We start from the raw sequence: 18,060 nt of genomic DNA on the forward strand, positions 1-18,060 counted from the left end.
GGGTTGTTATGGACAAAAGCGGTGCCAATCTGGCGGGCCTACAGAGTGTGAACGTGATCTTGAAATTCACCGGGACGGGGCGCTTGGTCAAAATCCGACAGGTCAAGTATCTCAACAACATTCTGGAACAAAACCATCGTTTCATAAGGCGGATCACCGCACCGATGATGGGTTTCAAGGCTTTCCACTCGGCCGCAGCGACTCTTGCCGGGATAGAGGACGCGCATATGATACGTAAGGGCCAGATCTCAGCAAATGGCTCCACCGCCTTCCAGACCTTTGCTGGGCTCGCGGCATAATTATGTCCTGTAAATGGGCATCCTCAAACAACGACAAAGTTTGCGACACAACTCACAATACTTCGCGTATAAGGCGGCGCTGCACCGCTTTGCGGCCCAGTCTGGTTCAGCGCAGCAACCGCTTGATAAATGGCACTTGCGCCCAAGGCAGCGACACCCCCGCCGCATACAAAACACTGCGCCCTTCCGATGTCAGGGCAACATATTTGCGGTACTCCTCGGCGTCGTTAAAATGCTGGCCCCGCGCCACCTCGGCCACGGCCTTGCGCCTGAAATCGGCGTTGTATTTGAAATGCCCAAACACCAATTCGCGCGCGGCCACCGTGGCCCCGCCCACATAATGCAACCCCGCCGACAACCGCAAACTGGGCTGATACCGCAGCAATGCCAGCTTTTGCGCTACAAACAACTGGCGGCGCGATCCGGGGATCAAGCGGTGGCGCAGCGCCGATGTCCAACTTGACGCATCCGAAAACGGCCCCTTGGACAACATATCGGTGATAAACGGCGTGGAATCGGCAAACCCCGCCTCGCCAAACGGGTCGCCACTGGCAAAGGTCGCCGTTTCCAATGGGCCTTGCGGATACATGTCCAGCATGAAAACCCGCACCGCATCTGCACCAACAAAATCAGCCTCCGCCAGCAAATCCGGCAGCGATTGCGTGGGCGTGGTTTGCCACACCAGCAATTCATCGGCATCCGCCATCAACGACCATTTGCCAACCCGGAACGCGGCGATCATCGCTTGCTGCCACGCCACCCCGTAATGGGATTTGCTGTAATCGGTATCGACGGAAAACAGCGCCACATCGGGCTGTTCGGCCAAATATTCCAACGTCCCATCGTCTGAACAATTGTCGGCAATCAAAAACGCGGTCACGCCCAGCTTGCGGTAATGCGCCAGAAAATGCGGCAGCATAAACATCTCATTGCGCATACAGGCCACCACGGCCACATCCGCCGCCCGCGCCGCCAACAGACTGGCCTCGCTGCTAATCAACTCTAGCGCGTTGGTTTCATACCCCAATTGCACATCTTGGTAACTGGGCCAAATTTTGCGCGGCCATAACCCCGGCGCGTCCAGCCGGGCCATCGCCTCCGGTTGCCCCAAATGGGTGTCCATATGCACCTGCACAATCGGCGCTGTCTGGCTGGGGTAAAAGCTGTTGCGCCACAAGGCCACGGGGATAGCCGCCCCATGCGTGCGGCGGCGGATGCTGACGTAATAATCTTCCTCCACCACCTGCACGCCGCGCATGGCCAGCAGGTCGCCCAGCATCTTGTCCTCCATAAACGAAGCGGCGATCAACTGCCGCCCCTCGGGGCTGTCCGCCGCCGCAATCGCTTGGCCCATCGCATAGCGGCTTAGGGCATATCCAGACCCCCCATCGGCATAGATTGACGGTTCCAAACTCTTGTCCAAATCCCGCTTGCCCCGCGCAGACGCCGATTTTTCTCGGTGCCACACGCGGTCCATCTGCCCAAGGCGGCGGTCCAGCATGCGGCCATAATAATCAAACTTGCGGTAACTCAGATTGCCAAAAAACAACGGCGCGTTGACAAAACAATCGTCGTCCATCTTCAGCATATGCGCAAACCCGGTCTGCGCATGCGCCCAACGGATTGCGGCCAGGGTCTTTTGCGGCAACCCTTCATAAGTGTCGGGCGCGTCCAACGTCAAAACATCGCCGTCCAGCGTGGCCGCACCCGCAGGCCCATCCCCTATCACAAACACATAAGGGATGCCCATCGCGCGCAACTGCGCCAACCACCCGCAGCGCAGCGCAGGCACCCGGCTGTTCAAATAGGGCTTGCACGAAAACACCATGACAATCGTATCAAACAAAGGCGATGGGGTGGGCAAATCGGGCGATGATGCCCTTGCACCCATCGGCTGCGCCAGTGTCAAATCCACGCCGCGCAAGGCAGGTATTTGCGCAATTTGGCGCTGCCTTGGCGCATCAAACCGCGCCAGTCGCTGCAAAAACCAATCGCGCAACAGCGGCTGTGCTGCCCCATCCGGCAAGCCCCGCAACAACGCGTGGCACAGGCCAAACCCAATAAACTGGCTTTCTGCATGGGCCAAGGCGTCACACAAGGCCAAAAAATCGGCAATCGCTGCCGGGGTGGCCCCATCGGTGCGGTCCAACAGCGTGGTCACTGCACGGCTTGCGGCGGCTTGCACATGCAACAGCGGCGCTTTGTTCAGATATTGGTAAAACGACGGCATTCCCCGCGCCACAAACTCTGACAACCCCGCACCCGCCGCCCCGCAATTGGGGGCCGCCATATGCCGCAGCGCCGCCTCGGCGGGGGCATGGCCCACGCTCAACACCTGCTGCGCACTCAACAAACCTGAAGGGGGCAGGGCCACCCGCGCCGGGCCCAGCAATTCGCGCGCAAATTGCACAATATTCACGCAGCCCAAATCACGCAGCACGCGGATGCCAATGTCACGCGCCTGTGGGTCGTCGGTGGCTTGCACCGCGCCAAACGCAGCCGCCGCGCGCTGCACATCGGGCGGCAAATCGGTCATATGCGGGGCCAGCAAGGCCCAGAACTGCGGCTGCAACCCATAGGCGCGCACGCACATTCCCCCAATCGCATCTTGCAAATACACAGGCAAAATCTGGCGATGGGTCAGCAAATGCGCCGCCGTGCGGATCAGTTCCACACAATGCCCCCGCGACCAATAGCTGGACGCACCCGCAATCACAAAATCGCAAAACGCATAGACAATCATATCGCGGTGTCGTGGCGGCAGCGCGGCCTGCGTCAAGGTTTGTCGGGCAATCCATGCAAACGGCGCTGTTGCGATCAAATCTTGTGTGCTGTCGTTTTTCATGGCGTCCACCAGCGTCCACAGCTGCGGTTCCAGCGCCTCAAACTGGTGTTGCACAAACAAAAACGGCACATAGCGCGATATGGGCCAAACCCACGGCGACGGTGAAAACGGCAACATCCCCCGCGCCTCTGCCAGTGCTGCAAACCTAGCAAAGTCTTGGTCTTGGCTGCAAAAATGCTCCGTCAGGGCCAAAAACACATCGCTTTGTGCCGCTGCAGATATCGGGATTTGCGCAAACACATCCAAAGGCGGCGTTGGGGCAACGCCCATCTGGCTTTGCACCAGCCGCGCCAGCACCATGTCAATTTCGGCGTCATTCGGGTTTTGGGGCTTGGGGGCGCCAAGTGCCGCGACCTCCGGGGCCGCATCGCCAGCTTCGGGCGGCTGCAAAAACTGCGCCAAATCATAAAACCGCGCCAAATCCACCGCCGCCGCCACCGCGCGCGGCGACACCCGCGCCAACAACCCACCATAGCGCAGATGTTCCAGCACCGTCATCGCAAGGCCGCTGTCATCGCGCAACGGCACGGCGTCCAACAGCGCCGATATCCGCCCCGCCATATCGTCCCGCGTCAGCGTCAAACGGCTGGCGACGCCCCCGTTTTGCAGCGTCAAAACCAGCGGCGCATCACCCCCCACATCTTGCCAAACCCGGCCGGGCAGGGCGGCCATCACCCCCGCAGCCCCGCCGCCAAATCCACTGGCGGGCAACAGGTCCAGCGCGCTATCGCCCACCAACAATGCCTCGCCACCCGCCGCGCGCAGCACAAACCGCGGGTCCAGCACCAGCGCGGCTTGCGGCATCTGCGGGATCACCTCCAGCGTTTGCAACGGCGTTTCAGCATCCATCACCCGGATTTGGTCAAAATCCCTGTACCCGCCCCGATGTTTCACACTGCGCGGGGTCAGATCGAATATCACCACCCCGTCCAGCAGCACCCGCGCCCCCGGCGGCGCAAATTCCACCGTCATCACCGCGCCACTGGCCACCAGCGGCACCGCCAACACGCGTTCGGCCCGCCATTGCCCGCTGGGCTGTTGGTCGTTGCACACCACCACGCCTTCGTCCAAGCGGATGGAAATATGCAACAACACATGCCCATCCAGCGCCGCGCGAAAGTTCAGATTGATATTGGGCGCTTGGGCAAAATTCACCCGAAACCGGAATATCCCGCGGCGACCCAACGGAAAATAAACCACGTTTTTAACCACATACGCCGCGTGTTCTGGCGCAGGCGCGCGCAAGTGCAGCTTTTCCAACACAACCGAAACCGGGTCCAAAACCTGGGCCAACCGTGGCCCCACCGCCGGGTCCAGCCCCGCAATCCGCGCGACCTTATACCCTGCCACCACCGCCCCAACGGCGGCAAACGCCAAAAACCCCAAACGCGCAAAACGGCCCGGCGCGGCTGCAAAATACACCTGCTCCGCCAACGCGCGCGCATACAACCGCCGCCCCCAGCCGCGCGGCAACCGCCTCCCCACCGCCGCAGGCACCCGCGCCAAACCCGCCCGATGCCGCGCCAAAAAGCGCAGGCCCGACAGCGGCACCCGCCGCGCGGGCGTCGTCATATCCACCTCCACCCCCGGCCCGCCAAAATAGGTGACGCGGCCCGCCAACAGCGCCGCTACCAGCGCCGCAACCGCGTCAGTTTCCGCCCCAAACCGCAAACCCGTCTCGCGCAAAAACGCCCGCGAAAACAGCTTTGCCGACAGATCGGGTGCCAGCGTCAGCGCCAATTCCGGCGTCATGGCAAGCGGCCCCTTTGGCGGCGTTCCGCCCGGCAACAGCCGCATATCCATGAACCCGTTGTGATAATCTTGCGCCGGAACGTGCCCCGGCGCAAACAACCGCCGCATCCCAAACAGGCCCAGATCGGATGCATCGCGCAGCATCGCCTCCACCGCGTCCAGCACGGCCCACGGCAGCGGACAATCGCCCGCGTCCAGCACCATCACAAACCGCCCCGATGCCGCGTCCACCCCAAGGTTGCGGTCCAAAACCACAATCACCTCATGCCCCGGCAAATGCCCCGCATCCAACGCGCGGCGCGTCACAGCCACCAATTCCGGCGGCCCCACCACAACCACGCTCACCACCACATCGCCCGCCATTTCAATCGCCCAGGCCCGCCCAATACCCGCGTCCCAATCGACGGTATAGACCAACCCGCGTTCCGCCAAATACGCCGCACTCGCCTGCGCAAACCGCGCCCGCCGCGCCGGGTCGCGCAGCGCCGTGCTGCGTTCAAACACCAAACGGCTGGCGATTTGCGCAAACCCAACCGCCGCCTCCGTGCGCGCCACTGGCCCCGCATCCATAAGCGCGCGCATCCGGTCCAACACGCCAAACTGCTCAAACACCCGGTCACTGTCGCTGCCCGTGATCTGCCCCGCACGCCCCCGCGTTTGCACATACAGCGCTTGGGGCAAATGCAGCAAATGGTCCGTCCGGTTCGCCGCCGCCAGGAAAAACCCGTGATCTTCAAACCACGTCCCCGCCTCAAATCGCAACCCGTCAATCAAACTGGCGCGGTACAGCTTGTTCCATGCCGATGGAAAATGCCGGATCACATCGGGCCACGCGTCAAACGCAAAGCGTTGCGGCAACCGCATTAAATCCAAATCGCTGGCCCCGTGAATGGCCGAATGGGCAGGCCCCGCACCGTCCGGCCCCACCGATTGCACACCACAAGCGACCCAATCGGCGCCCGTCTCCCCCAGCGCGGTCCACAGCGCCCACAAATAATCCGGCATCACTTGGTCGTCACTGTCCACAAAGGCGATAAACCCGCCCCGCGCCGCATCCAACCCCGTGTTGCGCGCCCCAGACAGGCCTTGATTTTCTTGCGATATCAGCCGGAACCGCGCATCCCCCGCGCAGGCCGCCAGCGCCTCGGCACCGCTGCCATCGGTGGACCCGTCATCCACCAAAATCACTTCAAAATCGACCAACCGCTGCGCGCGCAAACTGTTCACACACCCCGTGACATAGCCCGCGACATTGTAAATCGGCACAATAACCGAAATTAGCGGGGCCACTGGGGGCAGGGGGGCTGTCATGGCAAACATCTTTCACTACGGCGCAGCGCACAAAACGCAGGCAGGGCCAATACACAACCTATACGGGAAAGCTCGCCCCAATGACAAGCGCGCACCACCGCTGTTCTTTTTCCCCCTTGGCCTTATGAATGTCACAAATTGTAGCCATTACAGGGGCTGCCACGCGCGCTGCAAAAGGATGTAACGATGACCACCACCATTCACCCGCTTATTTTGTGCGGCGGGTCTGGCACCCGGCTTTGGCCCTTGTCGCGCAAAAGCTATCCCAAACAATTCGTCCCACTTGTGGGCGATACCACGCTGTTCCAAGCCTCCGCACAGCGCCTGTCTGGCCCCGGCTACGCCGCCCCCATCATCCTGACCAATGCCGATTTCCGCTTTATCGTGACGGAACAATTGTCCGAAATCGGCATTGATCCGGGCGCAATTTTGATCGAACCATCGGTGCGCAACACCGCCCCCGCCATTTTGGCCGCCGCCTTGCATTTGCACGCCACCGACCCCGATGCGCTGGTTCTTGTCGCGCCTTCCGATCATGTTGTGCCCGATGCCACAGCCTTTCGCGCGGCGGTCGCGGCAGGGGCCGTTGCCGCCACGGCGGGCCAAATTGTCACCTTTGGCATCAAACCCACGCATCCCGAAACCGGATACGGCTATCTTGAACTGACCGCTCCATTGACAGACGACACGCCCCGCGCGCTCGCTTTGCACCGTTTTGTGGAAAAGCCTGATCTGGCGGCGGCCACCCAAATGCTCGCCTCCGGTCAATATCTTTGGAACGCGGGCATATTCCTGTTTTCCGTCAAAACCATCCTCGCGGCCTTTGCCACCCATGCCCCCGCCTTGGTCACACACACCACAAACGCCGTCAAAAACGCCAAAATCGACCTTGGGTTTTTGCGCCTCGACCCCGCCGCGTGGGATAAAAACGATGATATCTCCATCGACTTTGCGGTGATGGAACATGCCAAAAACCTGTCCGTTGTGCCCTTTGCGGCGGGCTGGTCCGATCTTGGCGGTTGGGATGCGGTCTGGCGCGAATCCGCACAATCAGCGCGTGGTGTCGCCACCTCCGGCCCCGCAACGTCCATCGACTGCGACAATTCCCTGCTGCGGTCCGAAGATGACACGCTGGAAATCGTCGGCATCGGCCTGAAAAACATCATCGCGGTTGCGATGAAAGACGCGGTGCTGATCGCCGATGTCAGCCGCGCCCAAGACGTGAAACTGGCCGTGTCCGCGCTCAAGGCCAAACACGCCAAACAGGCCACCGCTTTCCCAAAGGATCATCGCCCGTGGGGCTGGTTTGAAAGCCTTGTGATCGACGACCGTTTTCAGGTCAAACGCATCCACGTCCACCCCGGTGCCGCCCTCAGCTTGCAATCGCACCACCACCGTTCCGAACATTGGATAGTGGTCAAAGGCACGGCCAAGGTCACGGTGGATGATACCGTCAAACTGATCTTTGAAAACCAATCCGTCTACATCCCGCTGGGGGCCGTTCACCGCATGGAAAACCCCGGCAAACTGCCGATGGTGTTGATCGAGGTGCAAACAGGCAGCTACTTGGGCGAAGATGACATCATCAGGTATGAAGACATCTACGCCCGCGATTAAGCATCGCGCTGCGCAATCCAGTCAAAATCGGGATGGTTTTGAAACCGCCAATTGCGGCGCGGCCCGGCCATGACGTTCAGGTAATACAAATCATGCGCATAAGGCGCACCAACAGGGTGATGCCCTTTTGGCACCAAAACCACATCGCCATCCGAAAATGAAATCGTCGCGTCCAAACTGCCGTCTTCCGTGAACACCCGCTGCACGCCAAACCCGGTGGCGGGGTTCAAACGGTGGTAATACGTCTCTTCCAAATACGTCATGCGCGGAAAATCATCCGCGTCATGGCGGTGCGGCGGATAGCTGGACCAATGGCCTGCCGGCGTGAACACCTCTGTCACCAACAGGCTGTCGGCCACATCGCGTTCCTCCATCGCAATCGCGTTGATGTGGCGGGTGTTGGTGCCGCGACCCCGTGTGACCTGCGGCACACCCACGGGCCCAATCACTTGTGCTGCGTGCCCGCCATGCCCGGGGGCCGAACACACCGCCAACACGCAATCGGTCGTGGCCACGGCCCGCCATTCGGCCCCGTTTGGCACATACACACAATGCGGCGGCGTCGCCTCAAACACCGACAGGCGGTCGCCCAAAACGCCAAAATCGCACCCGGCCCCGGTTACATGCGCATGCCCTTCGACCAACACCAAAATCACCTCACGCGCGCCCGTCGCCTCACCCGCCACCTCGCCCGCGCGCAAATGATACAGGCCAAACCCCACATAACCCCAATCCGGCGCACTGGCCCCCCGCGCCGATGCCACCGTAATGTCATGCACATGGCCCTGCGTCCCAACTGGTTTGCGCAACAAATCCGTCATATCCCGCCCCCCGCCCTTAGGCGTTCAAAATTTCCCGATGATACCGCGCCATCAACACAATGCCCAAAAACAAGCAAATTATCCCCACCACCATCACATAAATCGGGCTGGTATAGGTCGGGCTATAGGTTGGGTAAAACCCGTCCCGCATCATCCCGATGATATGGATCAACGGGTTATACCACATTAAATGCTGCGCGGCCGGCGGCACGCTTTCGTATAAAAAGAAAATCCCCGACAGCAAAAACAACGGCCGCGTCAGAATGGACCACACATGCATCCACACCGGAAACAGCCCGTTCAGCGTGCAATTCAGCATCCCCACCCCAAAGGCAAACACAATGCACGACAACACCGACATCATGATCGGCCCCACCGACAACACCGCTTGGCTGTCCGTCACCAACAACACGACCGAAAATATGATGACCTTCACCAACAATTCCGTCAGCACATTCAACGTAAACCGCGCCAACACCGCATCCACCCACGTCACCGCCGGATAAAACAACAAAGCCCGCGAAAAGTTGATGCTGCGCGACACGTTGTTGGACACGCTTTGATACAGGCCAAACGGCAAAATCCCCGTGGCATAAAACAGGATGTAACTGTTGCCCAACGCAGGCGACCGCACAATCAACGCCATCACTGTCGCCAAAATGAAAATCGCACCCAACGGCTCGATCAACGCCCAAACATACCCCCCCGGAGATTTGCCATACCGGGTCGACATTTCGCGCAACATCAACGCCGCAGTCACCCGAAACGTTGCATAAGGGCGCTTGCTGCCATGCTGAATGCGTTGGGAATCGGCTGGTATTTGGGCGGGTGGCGCTGCCCCAGCAAACGGGTCGCTCATCTGTCAAATTCCAGCACTGGTGTTTTCAAACCCCACTATGTAAAAGATAAAGCGAAAGTACAATTGATCTTTCTTGGAATGTGAACAGCATGACTGATGCGCCTCTCCCCACGGCCCCGGCTGTTGCAAAACCCGCCGCCCTTTCGCCCGCACAACCAAAGGTCGCACCACCCAGCCCGGCACAACCCAACCCCACCCCGGCAAAACCCGCAGAAATAAAACCCGCACCAAAACCCGCGCAACCCAGCGCCACACCCGCAAAACCACCTCAAAAACCCGCGCCAAAACCTGCCGCAGCGGCTGAAATCCCCGATGCACCGGTGCGCCCCGCTGTGGGCGCCGCCCGCCTGCGCCGCAGGCATTTCGGCCTCATCGCCTCCTTCATCGCGCTTGTCTTTTTGCCCCTGACCCTGCTGGGCGCCTACCTTACCTTCGTGTCCCAAGATCAATACAGCTCCGTCGCAGGCTTCACCGTCCGCAAAGAAGAAGGGGGGGCGGCCTCCGAACTTCTTGGCGGGTTGGTCGGCCTCGCGGGCGGCTCGGGTGGCTCGGATGGTGACATCCTCTATGCTTTCATCCGCAGCCCCGCCTTGATCGACGCGGTGGATGCAAAACTGGGCGTGCGCGCGCATTACGCCTCCTATTCCGGCCGCGACCCCCTGTTCGCCCTTCCCGCCAACGCCTCTATTGAGGATTTGGAACATTATTGGTCCAAGGTCGTGCGCGTCTCCTTTGATCGCGGCTCGGGCCTGACCCAACTGCGCGTCTTGGCGTTTGAACCCAAAGTCGCCCAAGACATCGCCACCGAAATCCTGCGCCTCAGCCAGGATATGATCAACAACCTCTCCAGCCTCGCGCGCGATGATGCCATGCAATACGCCCGCCGCGATCTGGCGGAATCGGTGGAACGTTTGAAAAACAGCCGTGGCGCGCTGACCGCGTTTCGCACCCGCACCCAAATCGTGGACCCCACAACCGACCTGCAAACGCGCATGGGTGTTCTCAGCAACCTCCAACAACAATTGGCCGAGGCGCTGATCAACCTTGACCTGTTGCGCGGCACCAGCCGCGACGATGACCCCCGCGTTAAACAAGGCCAAAGGTTGATCGAGGTGATAACCGCCCGCATCGCCGATGAACGCGACAGCTTTTCCAACGTCCAAAACACCGGGGTCGCAGGCAGCGATTACCCCAGCCTGATCGCCGAATACGAAGGCTTGGTTGTCGACCGCGAATTTGCCGAGGAAAGCTACCGCGCCGCATTGGCCGCGGTGGAGGTGGCGCGCGCAAAAACCTCTCGGCAAAGCCGTTATTTGGCAACATTCATCCCCCCCACCTTGGCCCAAACCAGCGAATTTCCACAGCGCTGGACCTATTTCGGCCTTGCCACCTTGTTCTTGCTGCTGGGGTGGGCCGTCATGGCGCTGGTTTATTATTCTATCCGTGACCGCAGCTAAGGGGCGGCGGCATGATCCGGTTTGAAAACCTGACAAAAAGCTACAATGTGCGTGGCGACCGCATGGTTGTGATCGACAATTTGAACTCCACCTTGCCCACGGGAAAATCCTTGGCGCTGCTTGGCCTGAACGGGGCGGGCAAAAGCACGTTGATGCAATTGATCGCGGGCACCTTGCGCCCCGACAGCGGGCAAATCGTGTCGGACGGCTCCATCTCTTGGCCCGTGGGCTTTGCAGGCTCGTTTCACATGGACCTAACCGGGGCCGAAAACGTGCGTTTCATCGCCCGCATCTACGGCGTCGACACCGAAGAATTGATAGATTTTGTCGAAGATTTTGCCGAAATCGGCAAGCATTTCCACATGCCCGTCAGCAGCTATTCGTCGGGTATGCGCGCCCGCCTCACCTTTGGCTCCTCCATGGGCATCCGCTTTGACACTTATCTGGTGGATGAGGTGACATCGGTCGGCGACGCCCGGTTTCGCGAAAAAAGCCGCAGGCTGTTTGCCGATCGCATGAAAACCTCCAGCGCCATTTTGGTGTCGCATGAAATGGGCCAATTGCGCAATTTTTGCGACTCCGCCATCGTGCTGCGCCACGGCCAACTGACCTATTTTGACAGCGTAGAGGATGGCATCGCCGCCCATCTGTCCGAAATAAAGCGCGCATGACGCCGCACAGTTTCGCCAAACCCTTTCCTCGTCATATTTTTCAAAACACCACACGCAGGACTATTTTATGAAACGATTTGTTGTCTTGGGCCTTCCGCGCAGCGGCACCACCTATCTGGTCAAACTGCTCAACTCCCATTCGCAGGTTTTTTGCAGCGGCGAACAATTCAACCCCCACGCCATCGTCCACACTGACCACACCGACCAAGATTACACCGCCTTTCTGAACCGTGACAAAGCGCCCTTGGCCTTTGTCGATCACTTCTTTGCCCAAGCTGCGAAAACTCGCGTGGCCTGCGCGGGGTTCAAATTCATGATTGGCCACAACATCGACGTGCTGAAACAGTTTGAACACGACCCCGATCTGGTGTTCATCCACCTCTGGCGCGAAAACAAACTGGCGCAAATCTCGTCGTTGCTCAAAGCGCGCGACAGCCTGAAATGGGCGCAAACCAAACACGACCCCCATATCAACGCCAAAATTCGCGCAAAACCCAAAGATATCAGCGAAAAAATGCATGAATACGCCACCTATGATCACCTGATCGCCCTGTGGCTGCAAAACCTGCCCAATCAAAACATCTCGGTGGAATACAAAGATCTGTTTCAACCCCATTTTATCGCCCGCATTTGCGGGTTTTTGGGGGTGGCCCCAGAAAAAACGATGAAAAGCCCGCTGGTCAAACAAAGCGATAATAAAATCGCCAATCGCTTTGTCCACCCCGAACCAATCTTGTATTATTTCACCCAAATCGGCAAAGCCCATTGGCTGACCGAAGAGTTATAATCCATGCGCATTTTATATTACAATTGGGTGGATTATAACGACCCCCAAGGGCGCGGCGGCGGCGTCACCACCTACCAGCGCAATCTGGTGCGCGCCCTGCAAGCCAACCCCGCGCACAGCGTCACCTTTCTTTCGGCGGGTCTCAGCTATGATCTGCCCACCCGCGCACCCCGCTGGGAACCCCAGCGTTTCACCACCACCCCCAGCGCGTATGATCTGGTCAACTCCGCGGTCCTCGCCCCCGCGCATCATTCTTTTGGGGATGCAGCGCAACTGCACGACCCCGCCAGCCAAGCCGCCTTTTTCGACTTTATCGCCAAAACCGGCCCATATGACGTGATCCATTTCAACAATCTCGAAGGGGTGCCGGCATCGGTCCTCGCCCTCAAATCCCATTGGCCGCAAACCCGCCTAATCCTGTCGCTGCACAACTACTACCCGCTGTGCCCGCAGGTAAACCTGTGGTTCCAGGAATCCCACACTTGCGATGATTATGCGGATGGCGAAAACTGCGTCACTTGCCTGCCGCACCATCATGATGGTCGCCTGCTGCGGCTGGCGAACGGCCTTGCCTACCGCCTCAAAGGCATGGGCCTGCGCCCCGGCACTTGGGGGTTTGACGCCGCATTCTATACCTTGCTGCGGGTCGGCAGCCGCACCAACCGCGCGCTGTCATGGGTCAAACGCAAACTGCGCACGCCTTTGCCCAAACCCGCCCAAACCCACAGTTTCGCCACCCGCCGCACGCAGATGGTGGCGCTGATCAACACCCATTGCGACGCCGTCCTATGCGTGTCCAACGCGGTCAAAACCATCGCCACCGCCCACGGCATCGCACCCAAAATCACCCACGCCAGCTATATCGGCACCGCACAGGCCGCCCATTTCGCCACCACCAAACCCCGCCCAATCCTCGCCCCCGATGGCACGCTCCACCTCGCCTACTTGGGCTATATGCGCCGCGACAAAGGCTTTTTCTTCCTGCTGCAAACGCTGGAAACCCTCCCGCCCGAAACTCTAAACCGCCTCCACCTCACCATCGCCGCCAAACGCGGGGACGCGCCCACCATGGCCCACATCACCGCCCTCACCCCCCGCATGGCCAGCCTCACCCATATCGACGGCTACACCCACGACACGCTGGACGCCATTCTCGCCACCACCAATGCGGGCCTTGTCCCCGTGCTGTGGCACGACAACCTGCCGCAAGTCGCCATCGAAATGCACGCCCGCCACATCCCTTTAATCACCGCCAACATTGGCGGCGCGCGCGAACTTGGCAACACCCCCGAAATGACCTTTGCCGCAGGCAACGCCCCCGCATTGGCTGCGCGCATCACTGCCATTTTGAACGGTGAAATCGACCTAAACACCTATTGGTCCAACGCCATGCCCCCGCCCACCATGGCCGATCACCTGTCAGACCTGATGCAGCATTACACCCCCGCGCCACTTCCCGCCGACCACGGCTAACATAGGTTGGACAGCCCGCCCGCCACGCTTTATCAACCCACCAAACGGAAAAGGGGCAGAACACATGGCGGAAAAACTCTTTGGCACCGATGGCGTGCGCGGCCGTGCCAACTCTTGGCCCATGACCACCGATGTCGCGATGAACCTTGGCGCCGCCGTGGGCCGCTATTTTCGCCGCGATACCCAAGATCACCGGGTCGTCATTGGCAAAGACACGCGCCTGTCCGGCTATATGATCGAAAACGCGCTGACTGCGGGGTTCCTCTCTACCGGCATGAACGTGTTCCTGCTTGGCCCCGTGCCCACGCCCGCTGTCGGCTACCTTACCCGCAGTTTGCGCGCCGATGTCGGCGTCATGATCTCCGCCAGCCACAACCCGGCATCCGACAATGGCATCAAATTTTTCGGCCCCGATGGGTTCAAACTGTCGGATGAGGCAGAGGATGAAATCACCGCCCTTCTGTCCGCAGGCGTCGCCCCCGCCGCCCCCGAAAACATCGGCCGCGCCAGACGGTTCGAGGATGCGCGCGGCCGCTACGTCGAATACGCCAAAACCACCTTTCCGGCGGGCCTGCGCCTTGACGGTCTGCGCATCGTCGTCGATTGCGCCAACGGCGCGGCTTACCGCACCGCCCCCGCCGTGCTGTGGGAATTGGGGGCCGAGGTGATTGCGATCGGCGTCGAACCCAACGGCACCAACATCAACGCCAAATGCGGCTCCACCCATCCCGAAACCGCCGCGCAAAAGGTGATCGAAACCCGCGCCGATATCGGCATCTGCCTTGATGGTGACGCCGACCGTTTGATCTTGATTGATGAGGCGGGCCGCGTCGCCGATGGGGACCAAATCATGGGCCTTATCGCCACCCGCTGGGCAAAAATGGGCAAGCTGAAAGGCGACACGCTGGTGACCACCGTCATGTCCAACCTTGGGCTGGAACGCCATTTGAACGCGCTTGGCATCAACATGGAACGCACCAATGTTGGCGACCGCTATGTGGTCGAACGCATGCGCGCGGGTGGTTTCAACCTTGGCGGCGAACAATCGGGCCATCTAGTGATGACCGATCACACCACCACGGGCGACGGCCTTATCGCCGCCCTGCAATTCCTCAGCTTCATGGTCCAAGGCCACGAAAAAGCCAGCGCGCTTGCCCGCGTTTTCACCCCCGTGCCCCAACGCCTTATCAACGTCCGCTTCCGCGCCGGCGCCACCCCGCTGGAGGCGGACGCAGTCCAAGCCGCCATCGCCAAAGGCGAAAAAGACCTTGCGGGCGCAGGGCGCATCCTGATCCGCAAATCGGGCACCGAACCCTTGATCCGCGTGATGGGCGAACACCAAGACACCGCCAAACTTGATGCGGTGCTCAACAGCATCGTCGACTCGGTAAAGGCCGCATGCTAATCTGCGATGCGCAGGTTAAAATTCAGTTAACAAAAAACGCGATTCCTAACAAAATCAATCGCTTACCAACTGCATCGCGCGCGATGCAGCGCCCGCATCGTACGCCTTAATGCGCGTCCACCTTCACATGTTTGGGCGGGGCTTTCATCAACAACGCCGCCACCGCCAGCCCGCCAAACAGGGCCGTAATTAGGAAAAACACATCAATAAATGACATGATCGTGGCCTGTCCCAACACCCGCCGGCTCATCTGGGCCAGCGCCCCTGCCTGCCCGTCCAGCCCCTGCGCCGTCAGATTTTTCGCCATCAAATCCAACTGCCGCAGCGCTTCATCATTGCTCCAACTCACCCCCTCCGACAAGCGCCCAAAATGCAAGGCCCGCCGGTCTGTCAGCAAGGTATTGATCACCGCCAACCCCACCGCCCCCCCAAGGTTGCGCATCAAATTATACAGCCCTGATGCCCCCTTCATCTTCTCAGCGGGCAGGGTTCCCAGCGCCAGATTATTGATCGGCACCATACACAGCATCAACGACAACCCCCGCAAAATCTGTGGCACCAACAGTTCTTGAAAATCCCAATCGGCGGTCAATCCGGTCAGCATCCAAGTGGACGCGGCAAAGCCGAAAAACCCGATCAACAGCATCACCCGCAAATCCAGTTTCCCCGCCAAAATCCCCGCAATCGGCGCGCTGATAAACATGGCAAGGCCCGACACAAAAACCGTCTCCCCAATCATCAAACTATCATACCCCCGGATGGAGGCGAGGTAGAGCGGGTACAAATACGTCAGCCCATACAGCCCCACCCCCATCGTGAAACTGAATACCGACCCCACCGCGAAATTGGCATCCCGAAAGGCGGAAAAATCCACCAGCGGCTCCTCCCGCGTAAAGGCCCGCCAAAACGTGGCAATCCCGCCCACAATCATAATCACCGCCAGCACCGCCACGGTTTCATCTTGTAGCCAATCATTGCCCGGGCCTTCCTCCAGAACATACTCCAGCCCGCCCAAAAACGCGGCCAGCGCCAGCAACCCCCACCAATCAAAACGATCAAACAGCGCCCATTTCGGGCGGTCAAAGTCGATCAAAAACCACGCCCCCACCGCGACCCCAATCCCTGCAGGCACGTTGACCAGAAATAACCAATGCCAAGACAAAGTATGGCTCAGATACCCGCCCACCGTCGGCCCCACCGTGGGGGCCAGTGTCGCGATCAAGCCAATAATCGGTGACACGATGTTGCGTTTTGAAGGCGGAAACAGCGTGAAAGCGGCGGCAAAAACCGATGGAATCATGCCCCCGCCCAAAAACCCCTGCACGGCGCGCCAAAATATCATCTCATTGATCGACCCCGACAGCGCACACATCAGGCTGGCCGCCGTAAACCCCGCCGCCGAAATCGTAAACAGGATGCGAGTCGACATCATCCGCGCCAAAAACCCAGACAGCGGAATCATAATGACCTCTGCAATCAGATAACTGGTCTGCACCCATGAAATCTCATCCGAACTCGCCCCCAATCCCGCCTGAATATCGGGCAGCGATGCCGAGACGATTTGAATATCCAAAATCGCCATGAACATCCCAAACACCATCACCATAAAGGCCAAAATGGTGCGGGTCGACAGCTCTGGTTCGGTGGCAGGCGCAGTCATCGCGCGCTACTCAGCCGCGCCACGGCGGTCCACTTCAACCACCGCAGACAGGCCCGCGCGCAAATGCCCACTTTCCAGCGCCGCGGCAGGGATGCTGATGCGAACAGGCACGCGCTGCACGATTTTGGTGAAATTGCCCGTGGCATTGTCAGGCGGCAGCAGGGAAAACACCGACCCCGTGGCAGGCGCCAGCGACAAAACCCTGCCTTCAAACACTTTATCGGGCAGCGCATCAAACGTGATGCCCACGGGTGCCCCAATCGCGATTTTCCCGGTCTGGGTTTCCTTGAAATTGGCCTGAATATACAAACTATCTCGCGGCACCAGTGCTGCCAAACGCGCGCCGGGGGCCACCAAATCGCCCACTTCCAGCGTCATATTCGCGATGGTCCCATCGGTGGGCGCGCGCAACACGGTCAAGTCCAAGTTGCGGCCAGCTTGGTCCACGGCCAGCGCCAATTCTTTCAAACTGCCCATCGCCTCGGCATGTTGGGCCTGCAGAACGGCGATTTGGGCGGTCGCATTGGCCAAACCCGCCTCCGCGCTTGCCAAGGACGCGGTGGCCGTGTCCAGCCCATCAATCGCCGTGTCCAACTGCGCTTGGGCCACCACCTTGTCGCTGGCCAAACGCCGCACGCGGTCCGCCTGCGTGGTCGCGCTGCGCAGCTGGGCAGTCGCCACATCGCGCAGCGCCCCCGCTTGCACCACGGTCGCGCGCGCCGCCTCGGTCTGGGCATCAATCCGCGCCAAGGTTTGCCCCGCTGTCACCACCCGGCTTTGCGCAATTTGCAGCGCGATGCGGTAGTCGCCATCGTCCAAGCGGACCAGCACATCCCCTGCCTTAACAACGGCATTTTCGCGCACGGGCACTGCGGCCACATAGCCTTGAATCCGGCTGCTGATCACCGCAATATCGGCGGCCACATAGGCATCATTGGTTTCCACCATATAGCGGCCATGCGTCCAATAGGGCTGCCCGTACCAGCCGCCCACCGCCACCACCCCAACCGCCACCACCGCCAAAATCCGCTTTTTGCGGTTGGGGGTTTTGGGCTGAGCCACGGCGGTACTCTCGGTCTTTACGGGATCTTGGCGGGACATTG

At 60.0% G+C, this 18,060-nt stretch carries 12 protein-coding genes; 7 read left to right on the top strand and 5 right to left on the bottom strand.

Features of this window, described 5'->3' with window-relative positions:
* A partial coding sequence (locus BMY36_RS14495; RefSeq protein WP_139194071.1) for a DDE-type integrase/transposase/recombinase occupies positions 1-299 on the top strand: 299 nt, incomplete at its 5' end.
* A gap of 106 nt (positions 300-405) precedes the next feature.
* Here BMY36_RS14495 and BMY36_RS14500 read toward each other — a convergent pair.
* The gene (locus BMY36_RS14500; protein ID WP_050521060.1) at positions 406-6,207 is read right to left on the bottom strand and encodes a glycosyltransferase; all 5,802 of its coding nucleotides are present in this window, start codon (positions 6,205-6,207) and stop codon (positions 406-408) included.
* A 186-nt stretch (positions 6,208-6,393) separates the two neighbouring features.
* Between BMY36_RS14500 and BMY36_RS14505 the strand changes: the two genes are divergently transcribed.
* Positions 6,394-7,824 carry a mannose-1-phosphate guanylyltransferase/mannose-6-phosphate isomerase gene (locus BMY36_RS14505; protein ID WP_050521061.1) on the top strand — a complete coding sequence of 477 codons (1,431 nt, stop codon included), beginning with the start codon at positions 6,394-6,396 and terminating at the stop codon, positions 7,822-7,824.
* Here BMY36_RS14505 and iolB read toward each other — a convergent pair.
* Both iolB and BMY36_RS14515 read right to left on the bottom strand, forming a co-directional pair.
* On the bottom strand, positions 7,821-8,645 hold the full coding sequence (gene iolB / locus BMY36_RS14510) for a 5-deoxy-glucuronate isomerase (RefSeq protein ID WP_050521062.1): 825 nt from the start codon (positions 8,643-8,645) through the stop codon (positions 7,821-7,823). The genes BMY36_RS14505 and iolB overlap by 4 nt on opposite strands.
* A gap of 16 nt (positions 8,646-8,661) precedes the next feature.
* Positions 8,662-9,504, bottom strand: a complete 843-nt coding sequence (locus BMY36_RS14515) for an ABC transporter permease (RefSeq protein ID WP_050521063.1) — start codon at positions 9,502-9,504, stop codon at positions 8,662-8,664.
* 89 nt (positions 9,505-9,593) lie between these two features.
* Between BMY36_RS14515 and BMY36_RS20820 the strand changes: the two genes are divergently transcribed.
* From BMY36_RS20820 to glmM, 5 genes are all read left to right on the top strand, one after another.
* Positions 9,594-10,961 carry a KpsE/RkpR family capsule polysaccharide export protein gene (locus BMY36_RS20820; protein ID WP_074818836.1) on the top strand — a complete coding sequence of 456 codons (1,368 nt, stop codon included), beginning with the start codon at positions 9,594-9,596 and terminating at the stop codon, positions 10,959-10,961.
* An 11-nt stretch (positions 10,962-10,972) separates the two neighbouring features.
* Complete coding sequence (locus BMY36_RS14525; RefSeq protein WP_050521069.1) at positions 10,973-11,632, top strand: ABC transporter ATP-binding protein; 660 nt, start codon at positions 10,973-10,975, stop codon at positions 11,630-11,632.
* Positions 11,633-11,699: 67 nt separating this feature from the next.
* Positions 11,700-12,419 carry a Stf0 family sulfotransferase gene (locus tag BMY36_RS14530; protein ID WP_050521068.1) on the top strand — a complete coding sequence of 240 codons (720 nt, stop codon included), beginning with the start codon at positions 11,700-11,702 and terminating at the stop codon, positions 12,417-12,419.
* Between the two features lie 3 nt (positions 12,420-12,422).
* On the top strand, positions 12,423-13,892 hold the full coding sequence (locus BMY36_RS14535) for a glycosyltransferase (RefSeq protein ID WP_050521067.1): 1,470 nt from the start codon (positions 12,423-12,425) through the stop codon (positions 13,890-13,892).
* 64 nt (positions 13,893-13,956) lie between these two features.
* Complete coding sequence (glmM, locus tag BMY36_RS14540; RefSeq protein WP_050521066.1) at positions 13,957-15,297, top strand: phosphoglucosamine mutase; 1,341 nt, start codon at positions 13,957-13,959, stop codon at positions 15,295-15,297.
* A 106-nt stretch (positions 15,298-15,403) separates the two neighbouring features.
* Here the strand turns inward: glmM and BMY36_RS14545 are convergent, their stop codons facing one another.
* Together BMY36_RS14545 and BMY36_RS14550 are read right to left on the bottom strand one after the other, a co-directional pair.
* Positions 15,404-16,957 carry a DHA2 family efflux MFS transporter permease subunit gene (locus tag BMY36_RS14545; RefSeq protein WP_050521065.1) on the bottom strand — a complete coding sequence of 518 codons (1,554 nt, stop codon included), beginning with the start codon at positions 16,955-16,957 and terminating at the stop codon, positions 15,404-15,406.
* Positions 16,958-16,963: 6 nt separating this feature from the next.
* Positions 16,964-18,058: an HlyD family secretion protein gene (locus tag BMY36_RS14550; RefSeq protein WP_050519336.1), complete on the bottom strand. Its 1,095-nt coding sequence runs from the start codon at positions 18,056-18,058 to the stop codon at positions 16,964-16,966.
* Positions 18,059-18,060 lie beyond the last annotated feature (2 nt).

Origin of the sequence: Pseudorhodobacter antarcticus (assembly GCF_900110135.1) — a bacterium.
GTDB classification, from domain to species: Bacteria; Pseudomonadota; Alphaproteobacteria; order Rhodobacterales; family Rhodobacteraceae; genus Pseudorhodobacter; species Pseudorhodobacter antarcticus.